The organism is Paludisphaera sp. (assembly GCF_037189885.1).
GTDB lineage: Bacteria > Planctomycetota > Planctomycetia > Isosphaerales > Isosphaeraceae > Paludisphaera.
In genome coordinates this window covers 1-26,613 of record NZ_JBBCIR010000104.1, presented here as the reverse complement: position 1 = coordinate 26,613, position 26,613 = coordinate 1, and the positions used below count along the sequence as shown (strand labels likewise).

35 protein-coding genes are annotated in these 26,613 nt (G+C 66.3%); 21 read left to right on the top strand and 14 right to left on the bottom strand.

The features are described from left to right. Positions 1–259: 259 nt before the first annotated feature. From WG209_RS23545 to WG209_RS23495, 11 genes are all read right to left on the bottom strand, one after another. Entirely contained in the window at positions 260–457 is a 198-nt protein-coding gene (locus tag WG209_RS23545) for a hypothetical protein (RefSeq protein ID WP_337177551.1), read from the bottom strand. Between the two features lie 208 nt (positions 458–665). Beyond that, positions 666–992, bottom strand: a complete 327-nt coding sequence (locus tag WG209_RS23540) for a hypothetical protein (protein ID WP_337177550.1) — start codon at positions 990–992, stop codon at positions 666–668. A 199-nt stretch (positions 993–1,191) separates the two neighbouring features. After that, positions 1,192–1,563: a hypothetical protein gene (locus tag WG209_RS23535; RefSeq protein ID WP_337177549.1), complete on the bottom strand. Its 372-nt coding sequence runs from the start codon at positions 1,561–1,563 to the stop codon at positions 1,192–1,194. Continuing rightward, positions 1,560–1,904, bottom strand: coding sequence for a hypothetical protein (locus WG209_RS23530; protein WP_337177548.1), 345 nt, complete (start codon positions 1,902–1,904; stop codon positions 1,560–1,562). The genes WG209_RS23535 and WG209_RS23530 overlap by 4 nt, the downstream gene beginning before the upstream one ends. Next, a complete protein-coding gene (locus WG209_RS23525) occupies positions 1,901–2,125 on the bottom strand; it encodes a hypothetical protein (RefSeq protein ID WP_337177547.1) in 225 nt (74 codons plus the stop codon). Before WG209_RS23525 ends, WG209_RS23530 begins: the two co-directional genes overlap by 4 nt. Beyond that, positions 2,122–2,364, bottom strand: coding sequence for a hypothetical protein (locus WG209_RS23520; protein WP_337177546.1), 243 nt, complete (start codon positions 2,362–2,364; stop codon positions 2,122–2,124). The genes WG209_RS23525 and WG209_RS23520 overlap by 4 nt, the downstream gene beginning before the upstream one ends. After that, positions 2,361–2,543, bottom strand: a complete 183-nt coding sequence (locus tag WG209_RS23515) for a hypothetical protein (protein ID WP_337177545.1) — start codon at positions 2,541–2,543, stop codon at positions 2,361–2,363. The genes WG209_RS23520 and WG209_RS23515 overlap by 4 nt, the downstream gene beginning before the upstream one ends. Positions 2,544–2,886: 343 nt before the next feature. Next, entirely contained in the window at positions 2,887–3,183 is a 297-nt protein-coding gene (locus WG209_RS23510; protein WP_337177544.1) for a hypothetical protein, read from the bottom strand. A gap of 38 nt (positions 3,184–3,221) precedes the next feature. Continuing rightward, positions 3,222–4,091 carry a zincin-like metallopeptidase domain-containing protein gene (locus WG209_RS23505; RefSeq protein ID WP_337177543.1) on the bottom strand — a complete coding sequence of 290 codons (870 nt, stop codon included), beginning with the start codon at positions 4,089–4,091 and terminating at the stop codon, positions 3,222–3,224. Between the two features lie 530 nt (positions 4,092–4,621). Further along, the gene (locus WG209_RS23500; RefSeq protein WP_337177542.1) at positions 4,622–4,987 is read right to left on the bottom strand and encodes a hypothetical protein; all 366 of its coding nucleotides are present in this window, start codon (positions 4,985–4,987) and stop codon (positions 4,622–4,624) included. 263 nt (positions 4,988–5,250) lie between these two features. After that, entirely contained in the window at positions 5,251–5,727 is a 477-nt protein-coding gene (locus tag WG209_RS23495; protein WP_337177541.1) for a hypothetical protein, read from the bottom strand. A gap of 232 nt (positions 5,728–5,959) precedes the next feature. Here WG209_RS23495 and WG209_RS23490 point away from each other — a divergent pair, with 232 nt between their 5' ends. From WG209_RS23490 to WG209_RS23430, 13 genes are all read left to right on the top strand, one after another. Then, positions 5,960–6,715: a ParB/RepB/Spo0J family partition protein gene (locus WG209_RS23490; protein WP_337177540.1), complete on the top strand. Its 756-nt coding sequence runs from the start codon at positions 5,960–5,962 to the stop codon at positions 6,713–6,715. A 348-nt stretch (positions 6,716–7,063) separates the two neighbouring features. Then, positions 7,064–8,566: a TraM recognition domain-containing protein gene (locus WG209_RS23485; RefSeq protein ID WP_337177539.1), complete on the top strand. Its 1,503-nt coding sequence runs from the start codon at positions 7,064–7,066 to the stop codon at positions 8,564–8,566. A 13-nt stretch (positions 8,567–8,579) separates the two neighbouring features. Continuing rightward, the gene (locus tag WG209_RS23480; protein ID WP_337177538.1) at positions 8,580–9,122 is read left to right on the top strand and encodes a hypothetical protein; all 543 of its coding nucleotides are present in this window, start codon (positions 8,580–8,582) and stop codon (positions 9,120–9,122) included. Positions 9,123–9,125: 3 nt separating this feature from the next. Further along, positions 9,126–9,566: a hypothetical protein gene (locus tag WG209_RS23475; RefSeq protein WP_337177537.1), complete on the top strand. Its 441-nt coding sequence runs from the start codon at positions 9,126–9,128 to the stop codon at positions 9,564–9,566. 11 nt (positions 9,567–9,577) lie between these two features. After that, entirely contained in the window at positions 9,578–10,801 is a 1,224-nt protein-coding gene (locus WG209_RS23470; RefSeq protein WP_337177536.1) for a hypothetical protein, read from the top strand. Positions 10,802–10,945: 144 nt separating this feature from the next. Beyond that, positions 10,946–11,122, top strand: coding sequence for a hypothetical protein (locus WG209_RS23465; protein ID WP_337177535.1), 177 nt, complete (start codon positions 10,946–10,948; stop codon positions 11,120–11,122). Continuing rightward, positions 11,119–11,286, top strand: coding sequence for a hypothetical protein (locus WG209_RS23460; protein ID WP_337177534.1), 168 nt, complete (start codon positions 11,119–11,121; stop codon positions 11,284–11,286). The genes WG209_RS23465 and WG209_RS23460 overlap by 4 nt, the downstream gene beginning before the upstream one ends. Before the next feature lie 183 nt (positions 11,287–11,469). After that, complete coding sequence (locus tag WG209_RS23455) at positions 11,470–11,742, top strand: hypothetical protein (RefSeq protein ID WP_337177533.1); 273 nt, start codon at positions 11,470–11,472, stop codon at positions 11,740–11,742. Between the two features lie 10 nt (positions 11,743–11,752). Further along, a complete protein-coding gene (locus WG209_RS23450; protein WP_337177532.1) occupies positions 11,753–12,175 on the top strand; it encodes a hypothetical protein in 423 nt (140 codons plus the stop codon). Between the two features lie 46 nt (positions 12,176–12,221). After that, positions 12,222–12,836, top strand: coding sequence for a hypothetical protein (locus WG209_RS23445; protein ID WP_337177531.1), 615 nt, complete (start codon positions 12,222–12,224; stop codon positions 12,834–12,836). 101 nt (positions 12,837–12,937) lie between these two features. Further along, a complete protein-coding gene (locus WG209_RS23440; RefSeq protein ID WP_337177530.1) occupies positions 12,938–13,219 on the top strand; it encodes a hypothetical protein in 282 nt (93 codons plus the stop codon). A gap of 384 nt (positions 13,220–13,603) precedes the next feature. Then, positions 13,604–14,497 carry a hypothetical protein gene (locus WG209_RS23435; protein ID WP_337177529.1) on the top strand — a complete coding sequence of 298 codons (894 nt, stop codon included), beginning with the start codon at positions 13,604–13,606 and terminating at the stop codon, positions 14,495–14,497. A gap of 110 nt (positions 14,498–14,607) precedes the next feature. Next, positions 14,608–14,868 (top strand): hypothetical protein, encoded by a 261-nt coding sequence (locus WG209_RS23430; protein WP_337177528.1) that lies wholly within the window; start codon positions 14,608–14,610, stop codon positions 14,866–14,868. A gap of 31 nt (positions 14,869–14,899) precedes the next feature. On the opposite strand, the gene WG209_RS23425 is transcribed toward WG209_RS23430, so the two are convergent. Further along, entirely contained in the window at positions 14,900–16,057 is a 1,158-nt protein-coding gene (locus WG209_RS23425; protein ID WP_337177527.1) for a hypothetical protein, read from the bottom strand. Between the two features lie 130 nt (positions 16,058–16,187). On the opposite strand from WG209_RS23425, the gene WG209_RS23420 reads away from it, so the two are divergent. The 5 genes from WG209_RS23420 (at position 16,188) to WG209_RS23400 (ending at position 21,953) form a co-directional block, all read left to right on the top strand. Further along, the gene (locus tag WG209_RS23420; RefSeq protein WP_337177526.1) at positions 16,188–16,988 is read left to right on the top strand and encodes a TatD family hydrolase; all 801 of its coding nucleotides are present in this window, start codon (positions 16,188–16,190) and stop codon (positions 16,986–16,988) included. Between the two features lie 107 nt (positions 16,989–17,095). After that, a complete protein-coding gene (locus tag WG209_RS23415) occupies positions 17,096–19,825 on the top strand; it encodes a hypothetical protein (protein ID WP_337177525.1) in 2,730 nt (909 codons plus the stop codon). 121 nt (positions 19,826–19,946) lie between these two features. Then, positions 19,947–20,378, top strand: a complete 432-nt coding sequence (locus tag WG209_RS23410) for a YciI family protein (RefSeq protein WP_337177524.1) — start codon at positions 19,947–19,949, stop codon at positions 20,376–20,378. 47 nt (positions 20,379–20,425) lie between these two features. Then, positions 20,426–21,688, top strand: a complete 1,263-nt coding sequence (locus WG209_RS23405; RefSeq protein ID WP_337177523.1) for a sigma-70 family RNA polymerase sigma factor — start codon at positions 20,426–20,428, stop codon at positions 21,686–21,688. 19 nt (positions 21,689–21,707) lie between these two features. Next, a complete protein-coding gene (locus tag WG209_RS23400; RefSeq protein ID WP_337177522.1) occupies positions 21,708–21,953 on the top strand; it encodes a hypothetical protein in 246 nt (81 codons plus the stop codon). Here the strand turns inward: WG209_RS23400 and WG209_RS23395 are convergent. Both WG209_RS23395 and WG209_RS23390 read right to left on the bottom strand, forming a co-directional pair. After that, the gene (locus WG209_RS23395; protein WP_337177521.1) at positions 21,937–22,992 is read right to left on the bottom strand and encodes an NAD(P)-dependent alcohol dehydrogenase; all 1,056 of its coding nucleotides are present in this window, start codon (positions 22,990–22,992) and stop codon (positions 21,937–21,939) included. The genes WG209_RS23400 and WG209_RS23395 overlap by 17 nt on opposite strands. Positions 22,993–23,049: 57 nt before the next feature. Continuing rightward, entirely contained in the window at positions 23,050–23,718 is a 669-nt protein-coding gene (locus WG209_RS23390; RefSeq protein ID WP_337177520.1) for a metallophosphoesterase, read from the bottom strand. Between the two features lie 104 nt (positions 23,719–23,822). Between WG209_RS23390 and WG209_RS23385 the strand changes: the two genes are divergently transcribed. The 3 genes from WG209_RS23385 (at position 23,823) to WG209_RS23375 (ending at position 26,505) form a co-directional block, all read left to right on the top strand. Beyond that, positions 23,823–25,262 (top strand): arylsulfatase, encoded by a 1,440-nt coding sequence (locus WG209_RS23385; RefSeq protein WP_337177519.1) that lies wholly within the window; start codon positions 23,823–23,825, stop codon positions 25,260–25,262. Further along, positions 25,262–26,008 carry an IS5 family transposase gene (locus WG209_RS23380; RefSeq protein WP_337177518.1) on the top strand — a complete coding sequence of 249 codons (747 nt, stop codon included), beginning with the start codon at positions 25,262–25,264 and terminating at the stop codon, positions 26,006–26,008. Before WG209_RS23385 ends, WG209_RS23380 begins: the two co-directional genes overlap by 1 nt. 98 nt (positions 26,009–26,106) lie before the next feature. Continuing rightward, entirely contained in the window at positions 26,107–26,505 is a 399-nt protein-coding gene (locus WG209_RS23375; protein WP_337177517.1) for an IS5 family transposase, read from the top strand. Positions 26,506–26,613: the final 108 nt, after the last annotated feature.

The window sequence follows — 26,613 nt, the reverse complement described above, 5'->3', positions numbered from 1 at the left end:
CCTGCGGCGGCTGCGGGTGAGGTATGACCGGCTGGGGGTGATCGTCGACGCCTGGACGACACTCGCTGCCAGTGTGATCTGCTTCCGTATCCTCCACCACGAATGTATGTAGTTGGACCGGGTTTTGTCAGAGCTTGTTAGCGCCGAAGTCACGGATGACGTCGCGGCGCTCGTTGGTCAGTCTGATCTTCTTGGTCATGTCTCGAGTCCTTTCGAGTGAGGTTGTGGGGCGGTACACCACGCACCGCCCCGGTGTTAATCAAGCCGCGAGCACCTGCTCGACGGTTTCGGCGGTGGCCATCCGGCTGTCCGGCTGGTTCTTGAACCAGCGGCCCCGGTCGAACTGGAAGCCCGCAGCCTTCAAACGCTGGCGCATCTCGTCGGTCGGGCGTTCGGAGAAGGTGATCGCGACGGTGTAGCTGGTCTGGACCACGCCGATGGTTTGATCGTTACTCATAAGTTGTCTCCTTGGTTGAGGGACGCACCATCGCGTCCGTGGGAATCGCCAGCGGCGGCCACAGGCGGGGTTTGCAAGAACAACAAGCGAGCCTGCGCTGCTTTTTTCTTGCGAAGCACGACGGCTGCCGCAGAGTCCCACCCTGGACACCGATGCGGGCCTCGGGCTGGGGAGACTGGTGGGTGACGGAGGGCAGGGGAGGTCATTCCTACCTGCCTTTGAACGGTTCGACGTTCTCCAGTTCCCGCACGAGCCCGCCGGACTCGCGAAAGGCTCGCCACTCGGCATGGTGGGCTTTGCAGTATTGCAGATCAGGGCCGATCAGGTGCGAGCAGTGGCCGCAGAGCCGCTTGTCACAGGTCATTCCCTTGCCGACCGGGAAGTCGCAGAGGATTTCGGTCACACAACCGCAGGAACAGCGCGGGCCGAGGTCACCACAGAGGAAGATCGGCGCTTCATCGTCCGGCTGGAAGACCTCACCGTATGCGTCGCGGAACGCGCGGCCCTTGCCGCGTTTGATGACGTAGCAGGTCATACGCCCGCCCTCCGCGTCCATTGGTCGCACAACTCCCGGCCGAACGGGCCGGTAGTCGGCCGGGTGCATTCCCAGCCGTCCTGCCGGGTGATCGGGGCGGTCAGAACGATGAAGAGCAGGGCGGGGGTCGTCGTTAGGGCCACTGCGGCGTAAATCGCGAAGCAGGACCTGGCGAGGCTGGGGAAGCGGTCGTTGGGCATCAGGGGATATCGCTGCTTGCGGCTGAAGCCTGTTCCTTCTCTGGGTCCGTGTTCTCAAGGGCAGACCATACCTGCTCGATGACCCCGACCATGTTTTCGCCGGTTGCCTCGAAGTCGCCGACACCCTGATACGCTGACTTCACCGCGGCGAGGGCTTCCCTCGCCTCCGCCAGCGCGGTCGCGTAGAAGGCCAGCAGCGGCAAGGCGTCGTCCTCAACGGCATCCAGGAACCTGTCGACGGCGTTGTGGCTGGCGATTTGCGCCTCTTGCTCCTCGTCGAAACCAGATGGAAAACCTGTCGTAGCCTCGAAGGCCGTTTCCATGGCTTGCTCGAGGCCCTTCAGCCGTTCGAGCTGCTGGGCGGGGGTCATGGCTTGCCCTCGGTCCGTGAGCGTGGGCCAGGGATGAAGACCTTCAACGTCCGGCCATCATCCTGGAGGGCCAACGAGAACTCGCCGTAGTACACGAGTCGCCGGCCAAACGGCTCTCCGTTCGAGTCCAGACGATGATCGATGACCTCGAACCGGTTGGCGTCGGGGTTGGGCTTCGGATCCACGCTGCCCTCGATCACCCTGTCGAGTAGGGCGAGGGCCTCAGAAGCTTTGTCGCCTTGGTCTTCTCTAGCAGGTGGAAGGCCCATTGATGCCACCCAGTTGGATTTATCAGCATAGAATTCCAACGCCTCCCTAATCTTCTTCAGTGTGTCGATCATGCCGCATCCTCCCTTGCCACCCGCTTGATCGCCTCAGCATACGCTTCGTCGGCGGCGCGCGATTCGTCGAACGTCTTCTGGATCTCGATGTCCATGCGGATGATCTCGTCGACGGTCGCGTCCACGCTCTGCCTGAGGACTGCTCCAGCTTCCTTCTGGAAGTCCAGCATCGCCTGCGCGTTCTTCTTCCTCTGGTAGAGGTCTTTCAGCTCGGGTGTCACGGCATCCTCCTGAACTCGTGCATTTCATCCAAGGCGCGCGTGTGCCGGTCCCAATCGCTTTCCGGCGCGTTCTCCTTCCGGCGCACCCAGGCAATCGCGTCCTGCTGGCACTCGGCTGCGGTGTCGAAGGGCTTCGACTCCGAATCGTTGGACCACACCCACTTGTCAGCGTCGGGACCGTAGGCCAGTTGGGCCATGCGGAAGCCGACGCCGTTGACGTAGAAATCGTAGAGGTTCATGTTTTTGCTCCTTTCTTGGGTAAGTTCTTCAGGGCTTTGGCCAGCTTCGGGCTGACTTCGCCTCCCTTCGAGATGCGGTTAAACGCCCACCAGCTCCAGCCGGTTTCGTCGGCCAGCTTGCCTTTCCACTCGTCGCCGTGGCGGGCCTGCCCGAAGGCGATGACTTCGGCGGGGGTCACTTATCGGCCCTTCGCGTCATTGGCTAGTCGAAGAGCGGTTGCTCGATCGTTCGGATGCTCTTCCAAATGTTTCTGCATGCGAGCCAACTTATCGGGAGCGATTCCGCGTCTGCGCGGACTTGCCGTGTTGACCTTCGGGAACTGAGTCCGACCATTTACCACGCGAGGGTGGCAACTTGCTTGTTTATCAGGATGTGTCATGAGATTTGCCCTTTCGCTGGGCTTGATTGCCCATGCCGCAGATTAGCACCATGGCAATAACTTCCAAGCAATAGTTGATGCGTAAGCCAACAAAAAAGCCCGGCCTGTCGACCGGGCGTTCTGCCTCGACTTCTGCCGCATCTCACTCCGCCAGCACTACCTCGATGAAGGCCAACCCCGTGTCCATCAGGATGTGGATCGCCGCGTCACCCACCCGGTAGTTCCCGAGCAGCCACCGGCCTTCATACTCGGCCTTCTTCCCGGGCGGCTCGCCCCAGATGCCAGCGTAGAAGCCGGCGATCAGGTCCATGGCGTCGTCCTCTGTGGGGAACGCCTTCCATGCGTCTGGCGCCACCTTCAAGGTGCCCTGCGCCATCCGAAGGCCGATCTCGGCGTGGGACACTCGGCGCGTAGCAAGTCTCGGGAACAGATGGAACATGCTCGGTCCTCGCGGTTGATGTGCTGTTGGGAAGTGAGTCAGGCGGGGGAGGGCTGAAGGGCGAAAAGGTAGTCTGCGGCGGCCTGGGCTTTCGATGCTGCCGTGAACAGGTACTTGGGGTCGGCCTTCATGGCCTGAATCCAGTGACCCAGGTAGGCGGCGTGCTGGCCAAGGTCGGGGAGTTCGATATCGAGGGCGGCGCAGGTGAGCACGCTGGCAAGCTCGGCGATAATCTCTTCGGTGGCGTACTTCTCCTTGTCCTTGAAGCCGCTTAAGTCGCGGTTCAGGCGGTGAGGCGCTCCTGTCCAATGCGAGATTTCATGCAGGGCGGTCGCCGCGTAGGCTTCCGGGGACTCGAAGCTCTCGAACGGCGGCAAGGTGATGTTGTCAGTGGCCGGGCTGTAGAAAGCCCCGGCGCCGGTGAGGATGGTCGCCTTGGTGTTGGCGATGAAGCTGTCGGCGTGGGCGATGCGTTCGGAGTCGTCCAGCCGTGCCGTGGGCTTGGGGTGGAAACGCTCGGGCAAGCCGTCCACCTGGTCGGCACAGAACACACGGTACGTGCGGGATAGCCAGTAGCTCGCCTCTGCCTCCGCCCCGTCTTCAGCGGTGGTCTTCTTGTGGTAGGGCTGACAGAACAGGATGGCGGTGGACTTCTCACCTTTGCGGACGGTGCCGCGAAAGGCCTTCGCCTGGTTGAATGTGAGCCAGAATGGCGAGGAATACCCCTTGGCCATGGCCTCGATGGCGAGGATGAACGTGTTGCAACCGCGATAGGGTTCCCCTGTGTGGCGGAGGGGCAGAAACCCGCCGCCTGCGTCCCAAGGTTTCCGCCAGATGGGCAACCCTCCGCCTTCGAGGGCTTCGACTATCCGGGCAGTGGTCTGGGCGTAGAGGTCGTTGGCCGTCATCGGATGCTCCTGACAGTTTCGAGTCAAGCGGGTGTAGGTCACGCGCGCGATTCGAAAGCTGGCAGGGGGCGAAGAGCACCCTGAGAAATAGAATGGGGCCGAAGAGCGAAGTCACCCGAAGGGCGAAGAGATGAGAGCCGGAGCGGCTGCACAAACGAAGTGCGGAAGCTGCGGAGGCGACGTCTTGACGAGCGTGCCCCGGTATTCAGGCGCTTCGCGGATCAACCTGGTTTGCGTCAGCGGGCGGGAAGGGCGGAGCGTCGCGCAAGCGACCGAGCGGTCAGCGAGCCTGGGAGCACGCGACCCGGAGGGGGACGCCAGCGGTTATTCAGTGCGGCAGGTCACTTCGCTGGTAGAGGTCACTGGCTTGCAGTTGCAGGAAGGCATGAAAGGAGCGTTCACCTTCTGGCAACGCGGGCAGACCCAACCCTGATTTTGGGCTGAAGGCCAGAAGAAGCCCGCTTCCGTGCACTGGCCCATCTGACGGCATTCGCCGGTGCAGTAGCAGCTGGTGGCGTTGAGCGGATCACTCACCGCCCACGCCCTTCGGCGCGGGCTTCCGCGATCTCGCGGCCAACCTCCCGGACCTTGATGAGGTTCGCGCCGGGCAGCTCGGCATCCTGCTTCGTCCACTGACGCTGCGAGGGATCGTAGCCCAGTCCGGCCTCTTCCATGCGGTCTTTCTCTTCGCGGGTCGGCACGCGGTCATCGCTGAACTGGATCGCCGAAGTGCCGGTATCCAGGTTCTTCAGGACGCGGACGCCCGCCTTGACGTGATTCGCCACAGGGATGAAGCCCTCGGGCGGCTCGGCAAATCGCGGCTTGCTCGGCTCGAATGGCGGGGCCAGCTCGGCCGCCGGTTTCAGGTCGTGCTTCTCTCTGATCTCCTCGATCACATCGGAGATCGGTGCTGGTTCCTTCGTTCTCTTCCTCGGCATAGGCCTCCTTGCTCGTTGGTCGTGGAGGCTGGACTCGCACCAGCTCGACCGGACTGCAAACCGGCCTGGCTCTTCTGGCTCCCCACGAATGGTCGCTGCGGGCCGGGTGTCCCCGGATCCGCGAGCCCTGGGAGTCGAACCCACTCGGGCAGGCATCCCCACCGTTCACCGGTAACTCGCCGCCGCAGCTACCCAACACCTAGCGCAGGTGGGGGCTTCGGTCAATCATCTTCGATCTTCTTGTTCAGGAAGCCTTCCCTCCGCTTGGGCTCCGGAACCAGCTTGACTGGGAACAGCTCCGAGATCGTCGGACTCGAATGGGTTCGCTTCTTTGTGATGCGGTTCCCCAGCACATACCTACCCTTTCCGTCGGGGCTGGCGATCGCGAAGACGGAACACGGCTGCCCGGATTCGGGATGCCGGATGGCGCACTGGTCCTTCCTCAGGTCCTCATTGACCTCCTTCGCCCACTGCTTCTTCAAATCGTAGTCGTCGCGGTCTTTCGGTTTCCTGCCCCCGAACGTCGCGTTGTAGATCTGCTCCAGCGCGAGCAGCCGAGCCTTCCGGGCGCTGTCTTCGATCTTGGCGAGTTCCTTTCTGACGCGTTTGCACTTGGCGACGTGCTTTGGGTCATTGCCCACCAGCATCGTCGTCAAGTCCTGGACGATTCGTTCGAGCGCCGCGTTGGCGGATTCCATTCGTCCGGACTCCAGAAGCTCGTCTATCGAAATCGGATTTTTCGAACCATCGCTTGACATGGCGCGGGTGCTCTAGTTAGAACTGGTCGCTACAAGAAAAAGAGTCGTTTGCTACTAAAAACCGAGCCGAACTGTACTAGGGGTAGCAAACGATACACGTGTCTTTTCTAGCTCAGTCAGGCCCGGAAGTCTAGCCCCCGTCCCTCGCCCGCGTCCCTGAAAGGAGTTCGTGATGCTCACCTTGCAAAGATGGGCTTGCGATAAGCTGTCGCACGGCCCGAACGCCAGATCCCACCTCGGAAGCGACGAAGAACTCGGCCTCCTCGGCGACTCCCTCGCTTTAGGTCAGCAGGACCCGCTCCACATCACCGCAGAGGGGCAGGTGATCGACGGCAATCGTCGGCTCGCCGCCGCCCGCCTGAGAGGCGTCGAAACGCTCGATTGCATCGTCATCGACGACCTGCCCGAAGCCGAACGTATCGCCTACCAGGTCATCTCAGTCGTCCACCGCAAGGACATCGCCCCATCTGATCGGGCGTCGGCGATCCGAGACATGAAGCTTCTGGACGCGCGCCTCACCAACAAGGCTATCGCCGAGCGGATCAAGCTGGACGCTTCCTCGGTCACTATCGATCTCTCGCTCTTCGACACCCTTCCCGAGGTTCAGGAAGCCGCAAAGGCCGGTCTGCTCGGACCTTCGCAGTGGTACAGGATCGCGAAATTGAAGGACCCGGAAGCCCAGCGATGCCAGTTGGCCATGATGCTGGGCGGTGGGAAGGCGGGACGCGATAAGACTCCAGTCGTCCGCAATTCCAAACTCCGGGTGCCACTGCCGTCCGGCGCCCTGATCACCGTCACTTCCGACTCGCTCGAAGACGCGGTCGAGTCGTTGAAGGAGGCCATCAAGGCGATGAACTCCGCCATCGCCAAGGGGCTGGAGCCGTCGACCGCGCAGAAATACTGGGCCGACGTGGCGAAGGCGAGGTGACCATGAACGGTCTGACCAAGTTCCTCACCCTGCGAGAAGCCCCACCTCCCCTAGACGCCGACCGAGTCAGGAAACTCCGCTCGATGATCCTCGCGATCCTCGATGAGCCGATCGAGGACGAATCGTCGAACGATCGATTATTCAAGCTCGCCGAGCGACGAATGCTCGCCTCGTTGCTCGAGCCACGCCCTCTCCAGTAATCCCGACCCAGTTGGCTCCGGTGTCGGAGCAGTTCGATCCGCAGGCTCGTTCCACACCTTCGTGACCAGACCCATCCACAACCGGAGTCCAAAGCCGATGTTCACACGAATTGCAGCTCACAACCGAAGCCCCTGACAGGAGCCCCACATGACCCCAGGCGTCATGGTCGCCGTGGTCCTCACCGTCCTCATGTCCTACGTCTGTTCTCGCATCAGCAAGCGACGCAGGAAGGGCAGCAAACACCCGCTCAGTTCCGTGATCTTCCACTGGCCCGACAAGACGCCGTTTCGCGTCTCGGACATGTTGCGGTCGGTGGAAGTGAAAGGGATCACGGGCGGGGGCAAGTCGAGCGGCCCGGGCGAATTTTTCGCCCGCAAACTCGCCGCCCATCCCAAGGCGACGATGCTGATCATCGCCCAGAAGCCGGAGGAGCGGGACGACTTCATCCGCATCTTCCGGAAGGCCGGGCGCGAGAAAGACCTCCTGATCGTCGAGGAGTCTTCGGCCCCGCTCACATGCAATTTCCTGCAAGTGCTCGTGAAGGCGGGCACGGACACCCGCGGCATCGTCGAGTTCCTGATGACGATGGTCGAGGTGCTGGAGGCCGAGGACGGCGGAAACCAAAGCGACCCATTCTGGAAGCTGAGCCAGGGACGGCTCCTGTACAACGCCATCGAGATGATCACCCTGAGCGGGGAAGAACTGACCCCCGAGGCGATCCTCGAGTTCATCGCTACCGCGGCTTATTCGCAGGCGCTCCTCGCGGACAAAGCCTGGAAAGCCAAGTATCACAACACCGTCGTGGGAAAGGCGGAGGCGAGATCCAAGTCGGGCCGTCAGAAGGGCGATTTCAACCTCGCGGTGAAGTACTGGCTGGGCGAATTTCCCGTACTCGACGACAAGCCCAGGACCTCGATCATCGCGGGCGTCATGAACGTCTTGCACACCTTCAACACCGGCCTCGTCCGGGAGATGTGCAGCGGCGAAACCAAACTATCGCCTTCGGCCCTCGAGCAGGGCAAGAGCATCCTGATCAACTTCCCGATCTCCAGCTACGGCCCTTCGGGGCGGTTCATCGCGGGAGGCTGGAAGTACCTGACGCAGAAACACATCCTGCGTCGCAAATGGGACCCCTCGAGCTTCTTCACGGTCATCGTCTGCGACGAGTTTCAGGAAGCCGTCACGAGCTTCGATCCGCGGTTTCTGGCGCAGTGCCGATCGCACGGCGGGGCGTTGTTCGCCCTGACTCAGACGATCCATTCGGAATACGGCGCCATGACCGGGAAGGGGGGCAACCACAAGGCCGACAGCCTTCTCGCCAATTTCAACCTGCACTTGTACACGACCGTCGATGCCAAAACCGCCAAGTTCGCCTCGGACCTCTTGGGCCAACGGCTCGAGGCCATCCCCGACATCAGTGAGGGCGAGGACCCGGGGATCTATCAGGAGCTCATGGGCAAGCCTCGCTTCAGGCTGAGCGTCAAGCGTTCCTACCAACCGGTCTTACAGCCGGCAGTTTTCTTAAGCGGTCTCCGCAACGGCGGACCTGAGAACGACAACATCGTCGACGCCGTGGTCATCCGCCTCGGCAACCCGTTCCTCTGCGGCGAGAACTACCAGTTCGTCTCCTTCGAGCAGCCCAAGCGCTGAGAAAGGGCGGCCCATGCCCGGCCAGAAAGACCCCGAGAGTTTCTTCGCGAGCAACGAGGAGTGCGCCAACCTTGCGATATTCGCGCTCACCGTGCACGCCCTCTGCCTGACGCCCTTCCTGCGAAGCGGGCAGGGCAGGCGGGGCCTGGGGTGGGCCGGGCTGTGTGCCGCCCTCCTGATCCCCATGTGGGCGGGCTTCGCCAGGTCGGAGCCTCTCGTCCTGTACTGGTACGCGTGGCTCGTGTTCGTCGCCTATCGCAGGCTCGAGAGCCTCATCCGCCGTTGGCGGGGCGAACGCGTCCACAGTCGCTACGTGGGCTACCCATGGCTCGCAGGGATCATCTTCCGGAACGAGTCGGCCGCCCTGTATTTCGAGCCGTTCCTTTGCCTCGGCCTCGGCTACCTGCTCCAGGGGGTCGACGAGGGCCTGGGCTTCTTCGTGAGCTGCGGCGCGTTGTCGCTCGGCGCCATCGCCCTCATGGACCGCGAGCGACGCATCAGCATCGATACCGCCATCACGGACGGCGAGATCGAAGCCCAGCAGTATTGGAGGTGATCGGTGGCGAAGTCATCGAAGGGCCGAGGTGATCAATCCGTCGACGGCGAGCAGGGCAAACGCGCCGAGACAGAGAAGATCATCCAGAACGTGGTCAACCACGCCCGCACCGACATGCCCGACGTGGCCGTCGCGGCCTACCGTTCGGACCGAGTCGACGCCCCTGAGCCCGCCGAGAGGGAATCATCCGGGCCTTCCCCTCCAAGCACGTCGAGCGTGCTCTGGGCGGCCTGGCGACAAGGCCTCAAGGACCTGCAGGACCGCGTGCTCAACCCCTGGCACGGGCAGTCGAACCAGCGGGACGAGCCGGGCAGCATCGCCAATCCGACGCAGCAGGACGTCAACCAAAATCAGCATCCCGAACGCATCAACCAGGAATACGACCCGGCTGATTACGCCCGTCCGGGCAACACCCCCGAGAAGAGCCGCGGCCGCAGCCGCTGAAAGGATGGCCGATGATCCCCTTCTTGCTTCGCCTCCTCATGTGGGCCCTGACGATTCTGTCAGGGCCCTACAGGGTCCTTTCCGAGCCCTATGACAAATTCGGCGGCTTCGTTTACGGCACCCTGACGTTCTTCGGGCTGACCGTGATCTATCCCTATGTTAACGCCGAGCTTCACGGCTTAGGTATGTGGCCGCCGTTCATCTGGTTCGGGCAGTTGATCCTGGCCTACGTCTATGCGTTCGCCAGGTGGTTCAGCCTCAAGCCGCCCGCAGACCCGGGCACACGCAACTCCTGGGCTGGCCGGAACGAGCCACTCTTCGCCATCGCGCTCGTGTTCGCCTGCTTCGGGCTTCGCTCCCCCGGAACCGGGCTGCTGCTCCTGTCCGGCTTCATCGCGTCCCAGGTCCAGGTCGAACTGGTCAACCTCATCCGCCGGCTTGAAGGCTGGACCCCCGAGGACGGCGAAAAGGTCAAGGAGGCCGCGGTCGCACGGGCGAAGCGGCTGCGGGGACTCGCCACGGCGGCGATTATGTCAATCCGCAGGAAACCTGAGGTCGTCGATGTGCCGAGGGCCCCGCAGCCGGTGGCGTCAGGGCTGCTCGACCAGCTCTACCCGCCTCCCTACGGCGGACACTATCCTCCCCACCTCTATCAGCAGCCCAGCGCCGCCCAGAAGCCCTTGACGCTTAAAGACCGCGTCGTGAGCGGCCTGATCTCCCACTTCCTCTTCTGGCTGGTGATCGGGCCCCTCGGTTTCGGCGGCATCTGCGCCATCCTGCTGTTCCTCATCTCGATTCCCATCTGGCTGCTCGGGGGCGTGGTCCACTTTCCGGAGTGGGCCAAGGTCCGGGCCCCGGCATTCGTCGTTCGGATGATCGACAGCATCCAAGACAAGAAGGAAGCCATCGGCGAGAAGTTCGACTCGCTCAAGGGGCGATTCCACGACGAGGAGCCGGAGGAGCCTCCCGTCTGGGTCGCTCCGCCGATTGCTCCGGCCGCTTACACGCCTCGCGTCGCTCCTCCGGCACCCGCCTTCGATCCGCCCCCGCCTCCCATTCAGCCCGATTACCCGCGTTCCAACTCCTCGGTCGTGATCCCGGATCAGCCTTATGAGACGCCGGCCGAGCGTGCCGAGAAGGATCGGAAGGCCTCCGCCGCCACCCAGAAGGCGAGGGACGAGAAGAGATTCCTGGAAGCGCTCGGGGTTCTAGCCGAGGGGGCCAAAGGGCCATGAAGTCGCATGCATCTAAGGGAACGATCGGCATCGCCGCCGCCGCCATTTTGATCGTCTGGCCCGCCGCTGCCGGATGGCTCCTGGCCGTCGGCCTGATCGGCTGGTCGGTCGAGCAGCTCAAGCTGGCCTTCGAGGAGATGGACCGTGAACAACGCACGAGACTGGATCGCGCGGCGGCTGATCCGCCCGAGCAACTCGCTGATGATCCTGGCCGGGATGCTTCTATTCCTGGGCCTCGCGGTCGTCGACTCGAGCGACCTGATCATGGGCGGGCTCTGCCTGTTCGTCGGGTCGCTGATGATCCGGAGGGCTGACGATTGAACGAAGATCTGCGATACGACGCCGCCCTCGCGGCGGCGTTGTTCATCCTCAACGAAGTGCCCCTGGACGGCTGCAAGGCCACGGCGCTCAGCACCCTGACCTTCATCATCCTCGAGGCGATCTATCAGGCGCAACGATCCGTGGGAGAGCCTTCGGCTAACTGACATGTTCATCGAGGTCGAAGATTGCGACCCGAAGACGCACGCCCTGTGCCTGGCCATGGCCAGGGCGTGCCTCCGGGTTATCGAGAACCTGCTGCGGGACGATGAACGCCATTTGGCGTTGAAGGAGTTCTACATCGCAGCTCGAAACGCCTTGGACGAAAGGGGTGGGTCGTGAGGCGACGAATGCTCGGTTTTGCTCGGTTCTTCATCCCTCAAGAGGACGACGGTGTTTGCGTGGCGCTCCTACGCTGGAGCGTATTGTCCGTACTCATCGTCTCGGCCTATGCCCTCTGCGCTACGGCCTACCTGATCTACGCGCGACCACATCTCGATTACTGCATGTATTCCAGCTTCAAACTGCCTGCGGGGCGACACGACATCCCCACGCTAGATTTGAAAGCCCAAAAAGCCGGGCGCTACGGCGCGTCGCTTCCCGAGTCGACCTTAAGCAAGTGAGGCTCCCGCGATGAAACTGCTGGCGAACATCCTCGAACGCCTGCTGATGACGTCGACCATGGATCAAGTGATCCCATTCGCGACCCGCTACTACATCGGCCGCCGCCCTTGGCGCGGCATGGTCCTGGTCATGAACCAGATCGGCCTCCTCGAGATCGTCTGGCTCAACCGCGAGGGCGGCTTCGTGTGCAGGGGCGGGCCGTACACGCTGACCGACCAAGACAAGTCCGCGAGCGACTGGAGGCTCGTCAGGCCCGTGAAGAATCCGAAGCCGGAGGAGCGTGAGCCGACGCCCGAAGAGGTCGAGTGGCTTACAGACCACGGCGCCAAGGACAAGGGCGCATCGGGCGGCGGCTCGGGCAACGGAGCCGCCGGCGAGGGGTGGAGCGGGAGTGGAGTCGATTGGAGCGACGACGATTTCAGCGAGTGGTGAGCCGACGGTTGCATCATGCTGGGAGCGAAATAAAGGAGTTTGCGTCATGACCGAGACGTCCGAATCGATGTCCGGCGATGAACTGCCTGTCGGGCGTTGCGTCGCCACCTGCCCGAGATGCATTCGACAGTACCAGCTTCAGGCAGACCAGGAAGGCAAGGAGGTTCGATGCGGTGGATGCGACACCGTTTTCATCGTCGGATTCTGCCGCGAGGTCGTAGCGCCGGCGGATAGGGAAGTCCTGAAAACGCCCTTGGCCGTCCACGTCACCTCGGCGAGGCATGCGGCCGAGTTGATCGTTCAGAAGACGTTCCAAGCCTTCCAACTGGCCGGCAAGAGGCCGACGAGGCGGGATGCGTCGGCGTTCGTCGCCTCGATTCCTCGGTGCTCGAGCGACATCACCGATCCGAACTACAGAAACAGGCTTTGCCTCTCCATCCTCGATGAGGCTTATATCGCCCGCAACGTCGAAGCGGACGAAGTGATCCGCTACTTCCTGTATGACGTGCCCGACCTTCATCCCAACGCCCGAGACCTGATCGAGGCGGCGATCATTGGAACGTTCTGCGGGCTCGCCCACGCTCCGAAGTCGATTTCGCCATCTCCACTGACCATGCCCATACCAACCCTTCCCAAGCCCAAACGCCGTTGGTTCTTCTGATCCAGTGCGTCTCATCCATCCCGTCGACTTTCCGCCCCACCCACCCCCTCGGCCGTCGGTATGGGCCGGGGGGTTTGGCCCTCACAAGAAGAGGTCCGGCCATGACCCGACGATTCATGTACGCGGCGGCCTTGGTGATGTTGCTTCAGCCGTTTGGCGTGCTCTGTCTTTATTTCAATTACAGCAAACGCGGCGAGGCATTCCTCACCAAGGTGATGCTGTTTGCGTTCTTCGCCCATCTGCTCTGCATGGCCGGGGCGCTCGTGTCCCGGTTGTTGCGGTGGCGACGTGATGATGGGCGGCCCGCCGACTTCAGGTCGTATCAAAACCCCTCGAACCTCGCGTCCTTCCACCGGGAGATGAACGATGGTAACCGCAGTTAGCAAGGTTGTCGCTCGCCTGAAGAGCATGGCTCGAGACTACGGTCTGGCCTCGGCGATCCTATGGTTGTTCCTTTCCACGCTTTATTCGTTCGCGGCCGCGGCAGTGGCTGTGAGCGTGGCGAATTGGATCTTCCAAGATTCGTTCAAAGCCCCTCACTCCTTCGCGAAGCTCGCCGTGCCCTTGGATCATCCTTGCCATGCGTCGACGTGCGGCGGGTCCGAGCCGTCTTGGAAGCTGCGGATCGAGCATGGCGAGGTGCGGATCGAATTCGCCCCTGAACGAGACGAATGGGTCGGGGCCGGCGAAGGAGCCTCGTGGTAGGCGAGGCGGCTGATTTCCCGTCGACTCGATGCTCGTCCCCTTGAGATGCAGAGGACACGACCATGCCCACGCGACAGGAAGACGCCGCAGCGGTGGAGGGAATCCAACGCCTGCAAAATCAGAAGTTCAGCGTCGATGAGAATGGCCCGAGGCCGGACGCCGAAGGGCGACACACCTGGAATGCGATGACGCCCGACGAGCACATCGCCCTGATGAAAGGTCATCTGGAATGGAAGGGGTTCGACGAGGAGCAGAGGCTCGTCGTCATCGAGAACGTCCTGGCCGGCGGCAGGCCCCATCAGTGGACGTACGGCGTGGCTGCGGGCGAGACCCCGGAAATGAATAACGAGTACCAGGTGTGGAAGCCGACCCGGCCCCAGGCCAACTTCCCGGGCGACTACCGGCATGTCGGGGGATTCGAAGCCGAGAGCGAGATCGACGCCGTAACCCGATCGGGCCGTCCGCCCGAGTTCGGCGACGTCGTCGTATCACCCCGCAACATCGCCAGCCGCTACGAGGAATGCGAAAACTCGGACGACAGGTTCCGCCCGATGTGGCTCTTCTCCGAAGACATCACCCCCGCCGACCCCGTCTGGGATTGGATCGTCGAGGATCGACGCGACTTCGGGGCGGCGTTGCTCGGGATGGATTCGCCGAGCGACGACCAGATCTCCCGGGCGTTGCAGCAGCAGAATTCCGCGGCCTGGGCCGTCAGGGAGGACGAAGCCATTTGGAGCCGTTACGACGACTACCTCGCCGCCAAGGAGAGGGAGGATTTCGAGGCTGGGCGGCGAGATGATGCGAGTCGCCATCAGACTCCGGGCTCCCAAGAGCCGCGCGATCATGCGGACCCTCCTTCGGCCTCATCGACGCAGGCGGCGTCGGAGCCCTACGACCCGGCCGCATATGCGCGGCCGGGCGACACCAAGGAAAAGAGCAGGGGGCCGGAACGCTGATCCGCCGGGCTCGGGCCAGCTCGGGATGCGGGCCGTTCCAGATGGTGAAAGTTCGCAGCGGCCAAGCGTCCGCCGCCCGAATGGCGCAGGACAAGGCCGAAGGAGGCGAAATGTCGGGGGGACTTAAATCGTATCTCTCGGTGAAGCAGTGCGTGGCCCGGCTCAACGGGTCGGTCTCCGCGAAGCTGATCTACGCGCTCGTCGCCAGGGGGCGGCTGCGGGCGAACCGCGCCACCGGCAAGCTTCTCGTGGAGGAAGACAGCCTGATCGACCTGATGGAAGGGCCGCCGCGTCCGCCTCCCGCGGCCGAGGAGCCCCCGCCGCCGCGTCGGGGCAGGGGCAGGCCGAAGCGGGAGATGGAGCTGTGGTGAAGGGCCCGGGCCACGGAAGGCCGGGCCCTTTTCATTGCGCCATGAAGGCCAGGTACTTCGCGTGCAGCTTCTCCTCGTCCATATGGAAGTAGCGCGCCTGCAGCATCTTGACCGACGTGCCCATCATCAGGGCGCAGCCGAACACGTCGCCCGTCCCGTCGAGGTAGCGGCACGCCCAGCTGTGGCGGAAATTGTAGGTCCGCACCTGCTTGGGGTCGATGCCGTTCGCCTCCAGGTAGGCCTGGACTTTGGGCCGCTTGAGCAGCCACTGCCGCCACTTCTGGGTGATGTTCGTCGGCGACCACGGGTCGCCGCGGAGCGTCCGCAGGAACGGCCCTTCCGGATGCTTGGCGATGCACTCCTCGACGTAGGCCTGCGCCTCGGGCGTCAGGAAGATCACGCGGTCGCGCTGCGTCTTGCGGGCCGTCTTGTGCGTGTAGCCGCGCTGCGCGTTCCAGCGGAAGACCAGCCGCCCGTTCTGGTAGTTGTGGGCCTCGGCGGAGCGGAGCTCGATGGGCCGCGCCCCGGTGATCCGCAGCAGCCACAGGTATTTCCCGAACGGCTCGCAGAACCCGGTCTTCTTCAGGTGGACGCCGGGCTTCCCCGTGCGAAGCTTCCGGTGATAGGTCGCCTTCTCGAAGCACTCGCCGACGAGCAGGTCCATCAGCTCCTCGCTCATGCGGGCGTCGCGCCCCCGCAGGATGGGCTGCGGCCGCTCGATCTTCCCCCTGAGCGGGTCGGTGGCGATGAACCCCTTCTTCTTCGCCCAGGACACGGCCCCGAGGATGAGGGCGACGGCGTGGGCCTTGCTCGTCGGGTTCCAGTTCGTCTGCCGCTCGAGCCACGCGTCGAAGTCGTAGGGCTTCAGCTCGCCGACCCGGCGATTGCCGAATTCCGCGGCGAAGCCCCGGGCCATGACCTCGAAGACGCCCGGGACGGCGCTCTTGCGGGTGGCCTTCAGGTGGGCCCGGTACTGGTTCAGGAGGGCTGAGACCAGATACTCGTCGGTGCCCTTGTCCTTCTCCAGCGACAGCAGCTTGCGGAAGCGGTCGAGGGCTTCCAGGTAGGTCGGGCCGGTCGGGGCGTCGTCCGGGCCTTTGGCGAGGATGTGCTGGTCCTTGCCGATCCAGCAGCCGTAGCCCGAGCGGCTGTCCCAGTAGCGCACCGATGGTTTCTTGCCGCGCGGCATCGTGTTATCCTGGTGACGTTTGGGGCGGGTCGCATCTCCGCCGGAATTGTAAGCCTCGTCGGGATAATCGTGCGGCAAATCGTGTTGGGCGTCGACCGAAGTTCAACCTGGAAAAGGAGTTGAAAAAACCGTGAACTACATCGACCCCCACATCCACATGGTCTCCCGCACCACCGACGACTACAAGCGGATGGCGCTGGCGGGGTGCGTGATGGTCTCGGAGCCGGCGTTCTGGGCGGGGTTCGACCGGTCGGGGGTGGAGGGGTTCCGCGACTACTTCCGGCAGCTCGTCGACTTCGAGGCGAGGCGCGCGGCGGCTTACGGGATCGCGCATTATTGCTGGCTGTGCATCAACGCCAAGGAGGCGGAGAACGTCGCGCTTTCGCGCGAGGTCATCGCCATGATCCCGGAATTCCTCGACCATCCCAGCGTCCTGGGGATCGGCGAGATCGGGCTCAACAAGAACACCAGGAACGAGGCCACCGTCTTCCTCGACCACCTGGACCTCGCCGCGCGGACCGACGATCTGGTCCTCGTCCACACGCCCCACCTGGCCGACAAGCACCAGGGGACGCGCATGATCCTGGACATGCTCAAGGGCGATTCCCGGATCAAGCCCGAGCGCGTCTGCATCGACCACGTCGAGGAGCACACCATCCGCCCGGCGCTGGAGGCGGGGCACTGGGTCGGGATGACCCTGTATCCCATCTCCAAGTGCACCCCCGCCCGCGCCGCCGACATGGTGGAGATGCACGGCTCCGATCGCGTCATGGTCAACTCGGCCGGCGACTGGGGGCACAGCGACCCCCTCGCCGTGCCGGAGTTCATCTTCGAGATGAAGCGTCGCGGCCACGACGAGGCGCTGATCCGCAAGGTTGTGCACGACAACCCGCTGGCCTTCTTCCGCCAGTCGCGCCGGTTCAAGGGCTGAGCCCGCGACCGGCCGCGCCGGGTCGGTTATCCTGGAGGCTCGCCGCGACGGCGCCCGGGGCGAGGCCGGGTCGGGGCGGCGATGTCCCATCCTGGGAGGGCTCGACGATGGCGGATCGCGGCGTCGGCGCTTGGCGGGGGATCTTGCTGGCGGCGGCGACGATGGTCGCCCCGATCGCGGCCCTCGGGCAGACGGTGTGGATCGAGGCCGAGAAGCCGACCCGCGCCGCGGTGACCCGCCACCCCTGGTGGTACGACAAGGTCCGCAAGGATCAGCTCTCCGGCGGCGACTGGATCTCCCACTGGTCGAAAGACAAGCCCGGCGAGGTCGAGTACGCCTTCGAGGCCCCCGCCGAGGGCTCCTACGCCTTCTGGGTCCGCGCGAACCCCGTCGGCACCATCCTCCTGTATCGCCTGGACCGCGGGCCGTGGACCCCGATCCGCATGGATCGCGACAACCTCGACAGGGCCAACGTCGCGGCCGACGGCAAGAACGACCTCCGCTTCCTCGCCTGGAAGCGCGTCGGGGACGTGAAGCTGACGAAGGGCCGTCACGCGGTCGCCTTCCGCATGAACAGCCAGAACAACCACCACGGCGCGATCGACGCCCTGGTCTTCACGGCCGAGCCCTTCCTCCCCTCCGGCAAGTCCCGCCCCGGCGAGGCGGAGGGCCCGCGAGTCGGCGCCGCGGGATGGCCCTTCATGCCGGGGCGCGACTCGTTCGCCGCCGACGCCGGGTTCGACCTCAGCGGCCTCAATGAGGAGGTCGCCGGCCAATCGGGCTTCGTCCGGCTCAGCGAGGACGGCGAGTCGTTCGTCCTCGGCGACGGCACCCCCGCGCGGTTCTGGGCGGCGACCACCTACGCCCAGCGGCGGTCGGCCGAGGACCTCGCCCACCACGCGCGTTTCCTCGCCAAGCGCGGCGTGAACATGGTCAGGCTCCACGGCGCGATGGAGCCGAAGGAGAAGACGGCCAGGCTCTCCGACGTCGACCCCAAGGCGGTCGACGAGGCGTGGAAGCTCGTCGCCGCGGCGAGGAAGGAGGGCATCTACACCACCATCAGCCCCTTCTGGGCCTCCGCCCTGAAGCACGTCCCGGCCGCGTGGGGGATCGAGGGCTGGCCCGAGGATCTGAGCCCCCAGGGGCTCCTCTTCTTCAACCCGAAGCTCCAGGAAGGCTATCGCGCCTGGCTCAAGGCGCTGCTGGTCCCGCCCAACCCGTACACGGGGATCCCGCTGGCGAAGGACCCGGCCGTCGCGATCATCCAGCTCCAGAACGAGGACAGCATGCTCTTCTGGACGATGCAGGCGGTGAAGGGCCGCCAGCTCGAATACCTCGGCGAGCGGTTCGGCGAATGGCTCGCGACGAAATACGGCTCGCTCGACCGCGCGAAGGCCGCGTGGGGCGGCGAATCGATGCGCGAGGACGACTTCGCGCGCGGCAGGGTCGGCCTGCACATCAACTGGGAGTGGACCCAGCCGCGGACCGGCGGGCGCAAGAAGCGCCTGGACGACCAGCTCCAGTTCTACGCCGAGACCATGCACCGCTTCAACGCCGAGACCGCCCGCTACCTTCGCGAGGAACTCGGCTGCGAGCAGCTCATCAACGCGGGCAACTGGCGGACCGCCAGCACGACCCTCCTGGACGACGCCGAGCGCTGGAGCTACACCGCCAACGACGTGATCGCGACCAATCGCTACTACGCGCCGGTCCACGTCGGGAGGGAGGTGGGCTGGCGGATCAACGCGGGCGACCACTACCAGGACGTCTCCGCGCTGCTGAACCCCAGGGACTTCCCGCTCAACCTGCGGCAGACGGCGGGGCGGCCGATGATGATCACCGAGAGCCACTGGGTCCAGCCGCTGGGATACCTGGCGGAGGCCCCGTTCCTGGTCTCGGCGTACCAGTCGCTCACCGGGATCGACGCCTTCTACTGGTTCGCCGTCGGCGAGCCCGAGTGGTCCAACGCCGATCGCGCCGACTGGGATTCGGCCTCGCGGCGGAAGTGGTCCGCCGACACGCCGATGGAGCTGGGGCAGTTCCCGGCCGCCGCGCTGGCGTATCGCAAGGGCTACATCCGCCAGGGGGACCCGGTCGTCGTGGAGCATCGGCCGCTGACGGAGCTTTGGGAGCGGAAGATCCCGCTGATCTCCGAGGACCCCGCCTTCGATCCCAACCGCGACGCCGGCGACGCCCCCCTCCGGTCCGACGCCCGAGGCGCGGTCGACCCGCTGGCGTTCCTCGCCGGGCCGGTGAAGGTCGCCTACGACTCCGACGCCCCCGACCAGGTCGCCGACCTCTCCCGCCTGATCGACCGCGACACGAAGGTCGTCCGTAGCGTCACCGGCGAGCTTTCCTGGGACCACGGCCGGGGCGTCTGCGCCGTCGACGCCCCCAGCGTCCAGGGCGCCTGCGGATTCCTGGCCGCGGCCTCGCCGATCAAGCTCAAGGACGCGACCATCGAGACGACCAACGACTACGCGGCCGTCACGCTGGTCGCCATGGACGACCAACCGCTGGCGACCAGCCGCAAGGTCCTGGCGCAGGTCGGGACCGTCGCCCGCCCCGCCGGCTGGGCCGAACGCGAGGCCGAGTTCAAGAGCCGCGACGGCAAGACGACCTACCGGGGCAAGCAGATCGTGAGCACCGGCAAGATGCCCTGGGTGATCGTCCCTTCCCAGGTCGTCGTCACCCTGGCCAACCCCGCGCTCACCTCCGCCACGGCCCTCGACCCCAACGGCATGCCCCAGGCCGAGTTGAAGATCGAGCGCTCCGCCTCCTCCGTCAAGGTGACGCTCCCGAAGGACGCCCTCTACGCCGTGCTCGAGGCGAAATGAACCGCCGAGAAAAATTTCCGGAGCCCCTGTCGATTCCCGGCCGCGCCGCTCGACGTGGGGGTGGAGACGGGGCCGGGACGTGTGCCCCGATCGAGTCCCATGAAGCGACGGAGCATCACGCATGCGAGTCATGGTCATCATCAAGGCGACGAAGGATTCCGAGGCCGGGGTCCTGCCGGATACGCGGCTCATGAAGGAGATGGGCGATTTCAACGAGGAGCTGGTGAAGGCCGGCGTGATGCTGGACGGCGAGGGCCTGCACCCCAGCTCGCGCGGGGTCCGCGTGAGGTTCGCCGCCGACGGCAAGCGCACGGTGATCGACGGCCCGTTCGCCGAGACCAAGGAGCTGATCTGCGGCTTCTGGCTCTGGCAGGTCAAGTCGATGGAGGAGGCGATCGAGTGGCTCAGGCGCTGCCCGAACCCGCACCTCGAGGAATGCGAGGTCGAGATCCGGCCGGTCTATGAGGCCGAGGACTTCGGCGAGGCCTTCACGCCCGAGATGCGCGAGCAGGAGGACCGCATCCGGGCCGAGACCGCCCGCCTCAAGGGCTGATCCGCGTCCGGCTTGCCGACGACGGCGGGAGTTGGTCTGATCGGGGAATGACCACGGACCAGCTCCACCGCGCCATCGAGGCGGTCTGGCGGATCGAGTCGGCGAAGCTCGTCGCGGCGCTCGCGCGCCGGACGCGCGACGTCGGCGTGGCGGAAGACCTCGCGCAGGACGCCCTCGTCGCGGCGATGGAGCAGTGGCCCCGTTCCGGCGTCCCCGACCGGCCGGGAGCCTGGCTCCTCGCCGCGGCGCGTCGGCGCGGGATCGACGCCATCCGCCGCGACCGCGTTCTCGACCGCAAGCGACGGGAGATCGCCGACCGCCTCGCGGCCGACTCCGCCCCGCCCGACGTCGACGCCGCCCTCGACGACGAGGTGGGCGACGACCTCCTGCGCCTGATCTTCACCGCCTGCCACCCGGCCCTCTCCGCCGACGCCCGCGCGGCGCTGACGCTCCGCCTCCTGGGCGGGCTGACGACCGACGAGATCGCCCGCGCGTTCCTCGCCCCCGAGCCCACCATCGCCCAGCGGATCGTCCGGGCGAAGAAGACCCTGGCCGAGAAGGCCGTCCCGTTCGAGGTCCCGCGCGGCGACGAGCTGGCGACCCGGCTGGCCTCCGTGCTGGAGGTCGTCTACCTCGTCTTCAACGAGGGCTACGCCGCCACCGCCGGCGACGACTGGATGCGCCCCGCGCTCTGCGAGGAGGCCCTGCGCCTGGGCCGGATCCTTGCCGAGCTGACGCCGGCCGAGCCCGAGGTCCACGGCCTCGTCGCGCTCATGGAGATCCAGGCGTCCCGCCTCCGCGCGCGGACCGCGGCCGACGGCTCGCCGATCCTCCTGCTCGACCAGGACCGCGCCCGCTGGGACCACCTGCTGATCCGCCGCGGCCTCGCGGCCCTCGCGCGGGCCGAGGCGCTGGGCGGGCCCCGCGGCCCCTACGTCCTCCAGGCCGCCATCGCCGCCTGCCACGCCCGCGCCCGTGCCCCGGAGGCCACCGACTGGCCCGAGATCGCCCGGCTCTACGGCGAACTCGCCCGCGCCGTCCCGTCGGCGGTGGTCGAGCTCAACCGCGCGATGGCGGTCGCCATGGCCGAGGGGCCGGCCGCCGGCCTGGCGATCCTCGACGCCCTCGCGGACGAGCCGGCGCTCGCGGGCTATCCTTACCTCCCGAGCGCCCGCGGCGACCTGCTGGCGAAGCTCGGCCGCCCGGCCGAGGCCGCCCCCATGTTCCGACGCGCCGCCGAATTGACCCGCAACGCCCGCGAGCGGTCGTGGCTCCTGGGCCGCGCCCGGGCCTGCGACGACGCGCGCTGACACGACCCCCGAGGCCGCCATGCTCCGCTATCGAGACGGGACCGAGATCCGCACCGACGACCACGTCCGGCACGCCGGCGCCCCGGCGTTCGTCGAGCAAATCGTCGACGGCGACGACGCGGAGGACCACGGCCTCGAAGGCCCCGGCTTCATGCTCGTCTGCGAGCAGTGCGGCCGGGTCGTCATCGAGGTGGGGACCTACGACTGGCAAGACGTGGAATTCGTCCGGCGCGGGAAGGGGCCGACGGTCAGGCCGAGCCCTTGAGCGACGCCATGTCGATCACGAACCGATAGCGCACGTCCCCCTTCAGGAGGCGTTCGTACGCCGCGTCGACGTCCCGGACGCCGATCATCTCGATGTCGGAGACGATTCCGCGGTCGGCGCAGAAGTCCAGCATCTCCTGCGTCTCGGGGATGCCGCCGATGGCCGAGCCGGCGAAGTTGCGGCGGGGCATCAGCAGGCTGAACGCCGAGACCGGGAGCGGGTGCTCCGGCGCGCCCACGAGCGCGAGGGTGCCGTCCAGCTTCAGCAGGTCCAGGTAGGCGTTGATGTCGTGCTGGGCCGAGACGCAGTCGAGGATGAAGTCGAAGCTCCGGGCGCGGCGGGCCATGGCGTCGGCGTCCCTGGAGACGACGACCTCGTCGGCGCCCAAGCGTCGAGCGTCCTCGGCCTTGCCGGGCGAGGTCGTGAACAGGACGGTGTGGGCCCCGAAGGCGTGGGCGAACTTCACCCCCATGTGCCCGAGCCCCCCCAGGCCGACGATCCCGACCGTCTTCCCCGGGCCCGCTCCCCAGTGCCTCAGCGGCGAGTACGTCGTGATCCCGGCGCAGAGGAGGGGGGCCGTGGCCGCCAGGTCCGCCCCCTCGCGGATCTTCAGGGCGAACGCCTCGTCGACGACGATGTTCTCCGAGTAGCCGCCGTAGGTCACGCCGCCGGAGTGCCGGTCCGGGCCGTTATAGGTGAAGACCGTGCCGCCGGTCTCGCAGAACTGCTCCAGGCCGGACTTGCAGGTCTCGCAAGCGCCGCACGAATCGACCATGCAGCCGACGGCCGCCAGGTCCCCCTCCTTGAACTTCTTCACCGCCGTCCCGACCTTCGCCACCCGACCGACGATCTCATGGCCCGGGACGCAGGGGTAGACCGTGTTGCCCCACTCGTTGCGGGCCTGGTGCAGGTCGGAGTGGCAGACGCCACAGTAGAGGATGTCGATCAGGACGTCGGTCGGCAGCGGGTCGCGGCGCGTCAGCGAGAACGGCGCCAACGGGGAGGACGCGGACTGGGCGGCGTAGGCCTTGGTGCTCATGCGCGGATGGTCCTGGGGTTGCGGGATGTCGACGGCGTCCGCATTGTAACGCGCGCGTCAAAGGGGGCCGGCGTCCACCACCGAAACGCCGTCGGCGGTCAGGTCCAGGACCACGGGCCGGTGCGCCGGGGCATACTGCTCGTCCAGGTGGGAGGCGTTCACGAAGGTCGTCGGGCCGATGTGGTATACGCCGTAGCCTGAGTGGATGTGCCCCGCGACGGCCAGTCGGGGGCGGACGGCCTCGATCCTCCGCAGGAGGGTGGGCGATCCGGCGGGCCCGCGCGGCGTGGGGTCGCCGTATCCGAACGGGGGGCCGTGGAGCAGGAGGACGTCCGTCCCCTCGGGGACCAGGTCCCATTTCGAGCCAAGCTCGGGCTCGTCCAGGTTGAAGGCCCAGTTGAAGAACGTCGGCTGCCAGGGCGTCCCCCAGATCGACAGCCCGCCGACCGTCGCCGCCGAGTCTTGCAGGTACGTCCAGGGGAGGGGCCGGTCGAACTCGGGATAGCCCTCCTGGAAGACGAAGTCGTGGTTGCCCGCCACGCCGACGACCGCCGTCGCATCCGGGATCGAGCCCAGCCACGCGCGGAACTCCGCGTCCAGCCACCGCCGGCCCTTCGCCGCGCCGTGGCAATCGGTCGGCACCAGGTCGCCGGCCAGCAGCAGCAGGTCGCAGGGCGGGACCTTCGGCAGGTGCCCATGCAGGTCGGAGATGCAGCATATCCTCATGAACGAGGCTCCCTCGGGGCTTTTCGATCGCGATCGGCGCGGGTAGAACGAGACTCTCGACACGACCGCCCGACCCGACGCGGCGAGCCACGGAGCCGAATCCCATGCGACATCGCCTCGTCCCGGCCCTCCTCGCCCTGGCCTCGCTCCCCCTCGCGTCGACGCCCGCGCGGGGCCGCGAGGGGGGTCCGAACGTCGTCTTCATTCTGGCCGACGACCTCGGCCGCGCCGAGGTGGGCGCCCACGGCCAGGCGAAAATCCGCACGCCGTCGATCGACAAGATGGCCGCGGAGGGAATGCGGTTCACGCGGTTTTACGCCGGCTCGCCGGTCTGCGCCCCGTCGCGATGCACGCTGCTGACCGGCAAGCACGCGGGCCGCGCCTTCGTCCGCGACAACCGCGAGATCCAGCCGGAGGGCCAGGCCCCCATCCCGGCCGCCGAGGTCACGCTCGCGGAGATGTTCAAAACCCGAGGTTACGCCACCGCCGCCATCGGCAAGTGGGGCCTGGGCTTCCCCGGCTCCGAGGGCGACCCGCTCAACCAGGGGTTCGACCACTTCCTCGGCTACAACTGCCAGCGGCACGCCCACAACCACTACCCCGCCTATCTGTGGGACGACCGCGAGAGGATCGAGCTGCCGGGCAACCCCGGCGGGGCGACGGGCGAGCAATTCTCGCACGACCTCTTCGAGGAAGACGCCCAGCGCTGGCTCCGCGAGCACCGCGATCGGCCGTTCTTCCTGTTCCTCCCGTTCACCATCCCCCACCTCGCCCTCCAGGTCCCGGCCGATTCCTTGGCCGAGTACGAAGGCAAGTTCGACGAAGCCCCCTACGTCGGCGGCAAGGGCTACCAGCCCCACCCGACGCCCCGCGCCGCCTACGCCGCGATGGTCACCCGGATGGACCGGACCGTCGGCCGCGTCATGGACCTGCTCCGCGAGTTGGGCCTCGACGACGACACCATCCTCATCTTCTCCTCCGACAACGGCCCGACCCACGACGTCGGCGGGGCCGATAGCGCGTTCTTCGGATCCGCCGGCGGCCTGCGCGGGCTGAAGGGCTCGGTGTACGAGGGGGGGATCGCCGTCCCCTTCATCGTCCGCTGGCCGGGCCGGGTCGCCGCGGGCTCGACGTGCGATTTCGTCGGCTACTTCCCCGACGTCGCCCCGACTCTCATGGACCTGATCGACGCCCGCGACGCCCTCCCCGCGGGCCTCGACGGACTGAGCTTCGCCCCCAGCCTGCTCGGCCGCCCGTCGGAGCAGCAAGAGCATGAGTTCCTCTACTGGGAGTTCGCCTCCTACGGCGGCCAGCAGGCCGCGCGGCTGGGGCCGTGGAAGGGCGCGCGCCAGCGGATGCGTCAGGGCCGGCTCGACATCGAGCTGTACAACCTGGACGACGACCCGGCCGAGTCCCGCGACGTCGCCGCCGACCACCCCGAGATCGTCGCGCGGGTCGCGGAGGTCATGGATCGGGAGCACGTCCCGTCGGAGTTGTTCCCGCTGCCGGCGGTGGATACCGGGGCAACACAAGGACTACGCTGATGAGGCCAGTTGCATCGACAGATCGCCCCGGGCGGAAGCGGATCGACGACCGGTTCTGCCTGACCGGGATCCTCTTCGTACTGAAGACCGGGATCAACTGGGAGGACCTGCCGCGGGAGATGGGCTGCGGCTCGGGGATGACCTGCTGGCGTCGACTGGCGTACTGGACGGCCGCCGGCGTCTGGCCGAAGCTCCACGCCCTGCTGCTCTCCGAGTTGGAGTGGGCCGGGGCGATCGACTGGAGCCGGGCGACGATCGACGGGTCGCACGTGCGGGCGCGGGGCGGGGGCGAGGCGACCGGTCCCAGCCCGGTGGACAGGCGGAAGAAGGGGAGCAAGCACGTCGTCGTCACCGACGCCGCCGGGCTCCCGCTGGCGGCCGTGACGGCCCCGGGGAACAGGCCGGACGTCACGCAGCTGGAACGCGCCGTCGACGCCGTGCCGCCGGTCCGCGGCCCGCGAGGCCGCCCGAGACGCCGCCCCGACGAGGTCTACGCCGACCGCGGCTTCGACTCGAAGGCGAACCGCGACGCCCCGCGGCGACGCGGCGTCCGCCCGATGATCGCCCGGATCCGGGCCCCGCACGGCAGCGGCCTGGGGAAGAGGCGATGGGTCGCCGAGCGGACCATCTCGTGGCTCCACGGCCTCGGCCGCCTGCGGGTCCGGAAGGACCGGTCCGCGGCCATCCATCAGGCCCTCCTGTCCATCGGCTGCTCCCTGACATGCTTCGCAAACCTATGTATATAACGGAACTTTGTTAGGGCCTCTTAGGCCGTGTTGACGATGCGGAGGCTGGCGCGGTAAGACGTTAAGGCGGATCGACGACCAGGAGGGGGCCGTCCGCCATGCGATACGCGATCACCGACGAGATCTGGGCCGTCTGGGGGCCGATGGTCGAGCGCTGCCGCTCGAGGCTGGGCCCGGAGCCGGAGCTGCCCGACCGGATGTTCTTCGAGGCGGTCCTCTACTGGGCCCGCACCGGCGTCCCCTGGCGCGACCTGCCCGCGGAGTTCGGGGCGTGGGACGCCGTCTACAACCGACTCCGCCGCTGGATCCATTCGGGGCGGCTGAAGAGGCTGTTCGACCTGATGGCCGAGCGGGCCGAGTGCGAGGACGCCCGAAGGCTGATGATCGACTCGACCGTCGCGCGGGCCCATCAGCACGCCGCCGGGGCCGGGCGGGCAAAAGGGGGGGCGCGGCGCAAGCCCTCGGCCGGTCGCGCGGCGGCCTCTCGACGAAGGTGATCGCCGTGGCGCGCGACGAGGACGGCGTCGTCGCGGTGGACGTGGCCGAAGGCCAGAGGAACGACGCCCCGCTGGCGAGAGGCCTGCTGATCGAGGCCCGCGACGCCG

Coding starts and splice junctions, on each gene's coding strand:
- WG209_RS23545 (WP_337177551.1), bottom strand. CDS start 457: ATGAGTAACGATCAAACCATCGGCGTGGTCCAGACCAGCTACACCGTC.
- WG209_RS23540 (WP_337177550.1), bottom strand. CDS start 992: ATGACCTGCTACGTCATCAAACGCGGCAAGGGCCGCGCGTTCCGCGAC.
- WG209_RS23535 (WP_337177549.1), bottom strand. CDS start 1,563: ATGACCCCCGCCCAGCAGCTCGAACGGCTGAAGGGCCTCGAGCAAGCC.
- WG209_RS23530 (WP_337177548.1), bottom strand. CDS start 1,904: ATGATCGACACACTGAAGAAGATTAGGGAGGCGTTGGAATTCTATGCT.
- WG209_RS23520 (WP_337177546.1), bottom strand. CDS start 2,364: ATGAACCTCTACGATTTCTACGTCAACGGCGTCGGCTTCCGCATGGCC.
- WG209_RS23510 (WP_337177544.1), bottom strand. CDS start 3,183: ATGTTCCATCTGTTCCCGAGACTTGCTACGCGCCGAGTGTCCCACGCC.
- WG209_RS23505 (WP_337177543.1), bottom strand. CDS start 4,091: ATGACGGCCAACGACCTCTACGCCCAGACCACTGCCCGGATAGTCGAA.
- WG209_RS23495 (WP_337177541.1), bottom strand. CDS start 5,727: ATGGAATCCGCCAACGCGGCGCTCGAACGAATCGTCCAGGACTTGACG.
- WG209_RS23490 (WP_337177540.1), top strand. CDS start 5,960: ATGCTCACCTTGCAAAGATGGGCTTGCGATAAGCTGTCGCACGGCCCG.
- WG209_RS23485 (WP_337177539.1), top strand. CDS start 7,064: ATGACCCCAGGCGTCATGGTCGCCGTGGTCCTCACCGTCCTCATGTCC.
- WG209_RS23480 (WP_337177538.1), top strand. CDS start 8,580: ATGCCCGGCCAGAAAGACCCCGAGAGTTTCTTCGCGAGCAACGAGGAG.
- WG209_RS23470 (WP_337177536.1), top strand. CDS start 9,578: ATGATCCCCTTCTTGCTTCGCCTCCTCATGTGGGCCCTGACGATTCTG.
- WG209_RS23455 (WP_337177533.1), top strand. CDS start 11,470: ATGCTCGGTTTTGCTCGGTTCTTCATCCCTCAAGAGGACGACGGTGTT.
- WG209_RS23450 (WP_337177532.1), top strand. CDS start 11,753: ATGAAACTGCTGGCGAACATCCTCGAACGCCTGCTGATGACGTCGACC.
- WG209_RS23445 (WP_337177531.1), top strand. CDS start 12,222: ATGACCGAGACGTCCGAATCGATGTCCGGCGATGAACTGCCTGTCGGG.
- WG209_RS23440 (WP_337177530.1), top strand. CDS start 12,938: ATGACCCGACGATTCATGTACGCGGCGGCCTTGGTGATGTTGCTTCAG.
- WG209_RS23435 (WP_337177529.1), top strand. CDS start 13,604: ATGCCCACGCGACAGGAAGACGCCGCAGCGGTGGAGGGAATCCAACGC.
- WG209_RS23430 (WP_337177528.1), top strand. CDS start 14,608: ATGTCGGGGGGACTTAAATCGTATCTCTCGGTGAAGCAGTGCGTGGCC.
- WG209_RS23425 (WP_337177527.1), bottom strand. CDS start 16,057: ATGCCGCGCGGCAAGAAACCATCGGTGCGCTACTGGGACAGCCGCTCG.
- WG209_RS23415 (WP_337177525.1), top strand. CDS start 17,096: ATGGCGGATCGCGGCGTCGGCGCTTGGCGGGGGATCTTGCTGGCGGCG.
- WG209_RS23410 (WP_337177524.1), top strand. CDS start 19,947: ATGCGAGTCATGGTCATCATCAAGGCGACGAAGGATTCCGAGGCCGGG.
- WG209_RS23405 (WP_337177523.1), top strand. CDS start 20,426: ATGACCACGGACCAGCTCCACCGCGCCATCGAGGCGGTCTGGCGGATC.
- WG209_RS23400 (WP_337177522.1), top strand. CDS start 21,708: ATGCTCCGCTATCGAGACGGGACCGAGATCCGCACCGACGACCACGTC.
- WG209_RS23395 (WP_337177521.1), bottom strand. CDS start 22,992: ATGAGCACCAAGGCCTACGCCGCCCAGTCCGCGTCCTCCCCGTTGGCG.
- WG209_RS23390 (WP_337177520.1), bottom strand. CDS start 23,718: ATGAGGATATGCTGCATCTCCGACCTGCATGGGCACCTGCCGAAGGTC.
- WG209_RS23385 (WP_337177519.1), top strand. CDS start 23,823: ATGCGACATCGCCTCGTCCCGGCCCTCCTCGCCCTGGCCTCGCTCCCC.
- WG209_RS23380 (WP_337177518.1), top strand. CDS start 25,262: ATGAGGCCAGTTGCATCGACAGATCGCCCCGGGCGGAAGCGGATCGAC.
- WG209_RS23375 (WP_337177517.1), top strand. CDS start 26,107: ATGCGATACGCGATCACCGACGAGATCTGGGCCGTCTGGGGGCCGATG.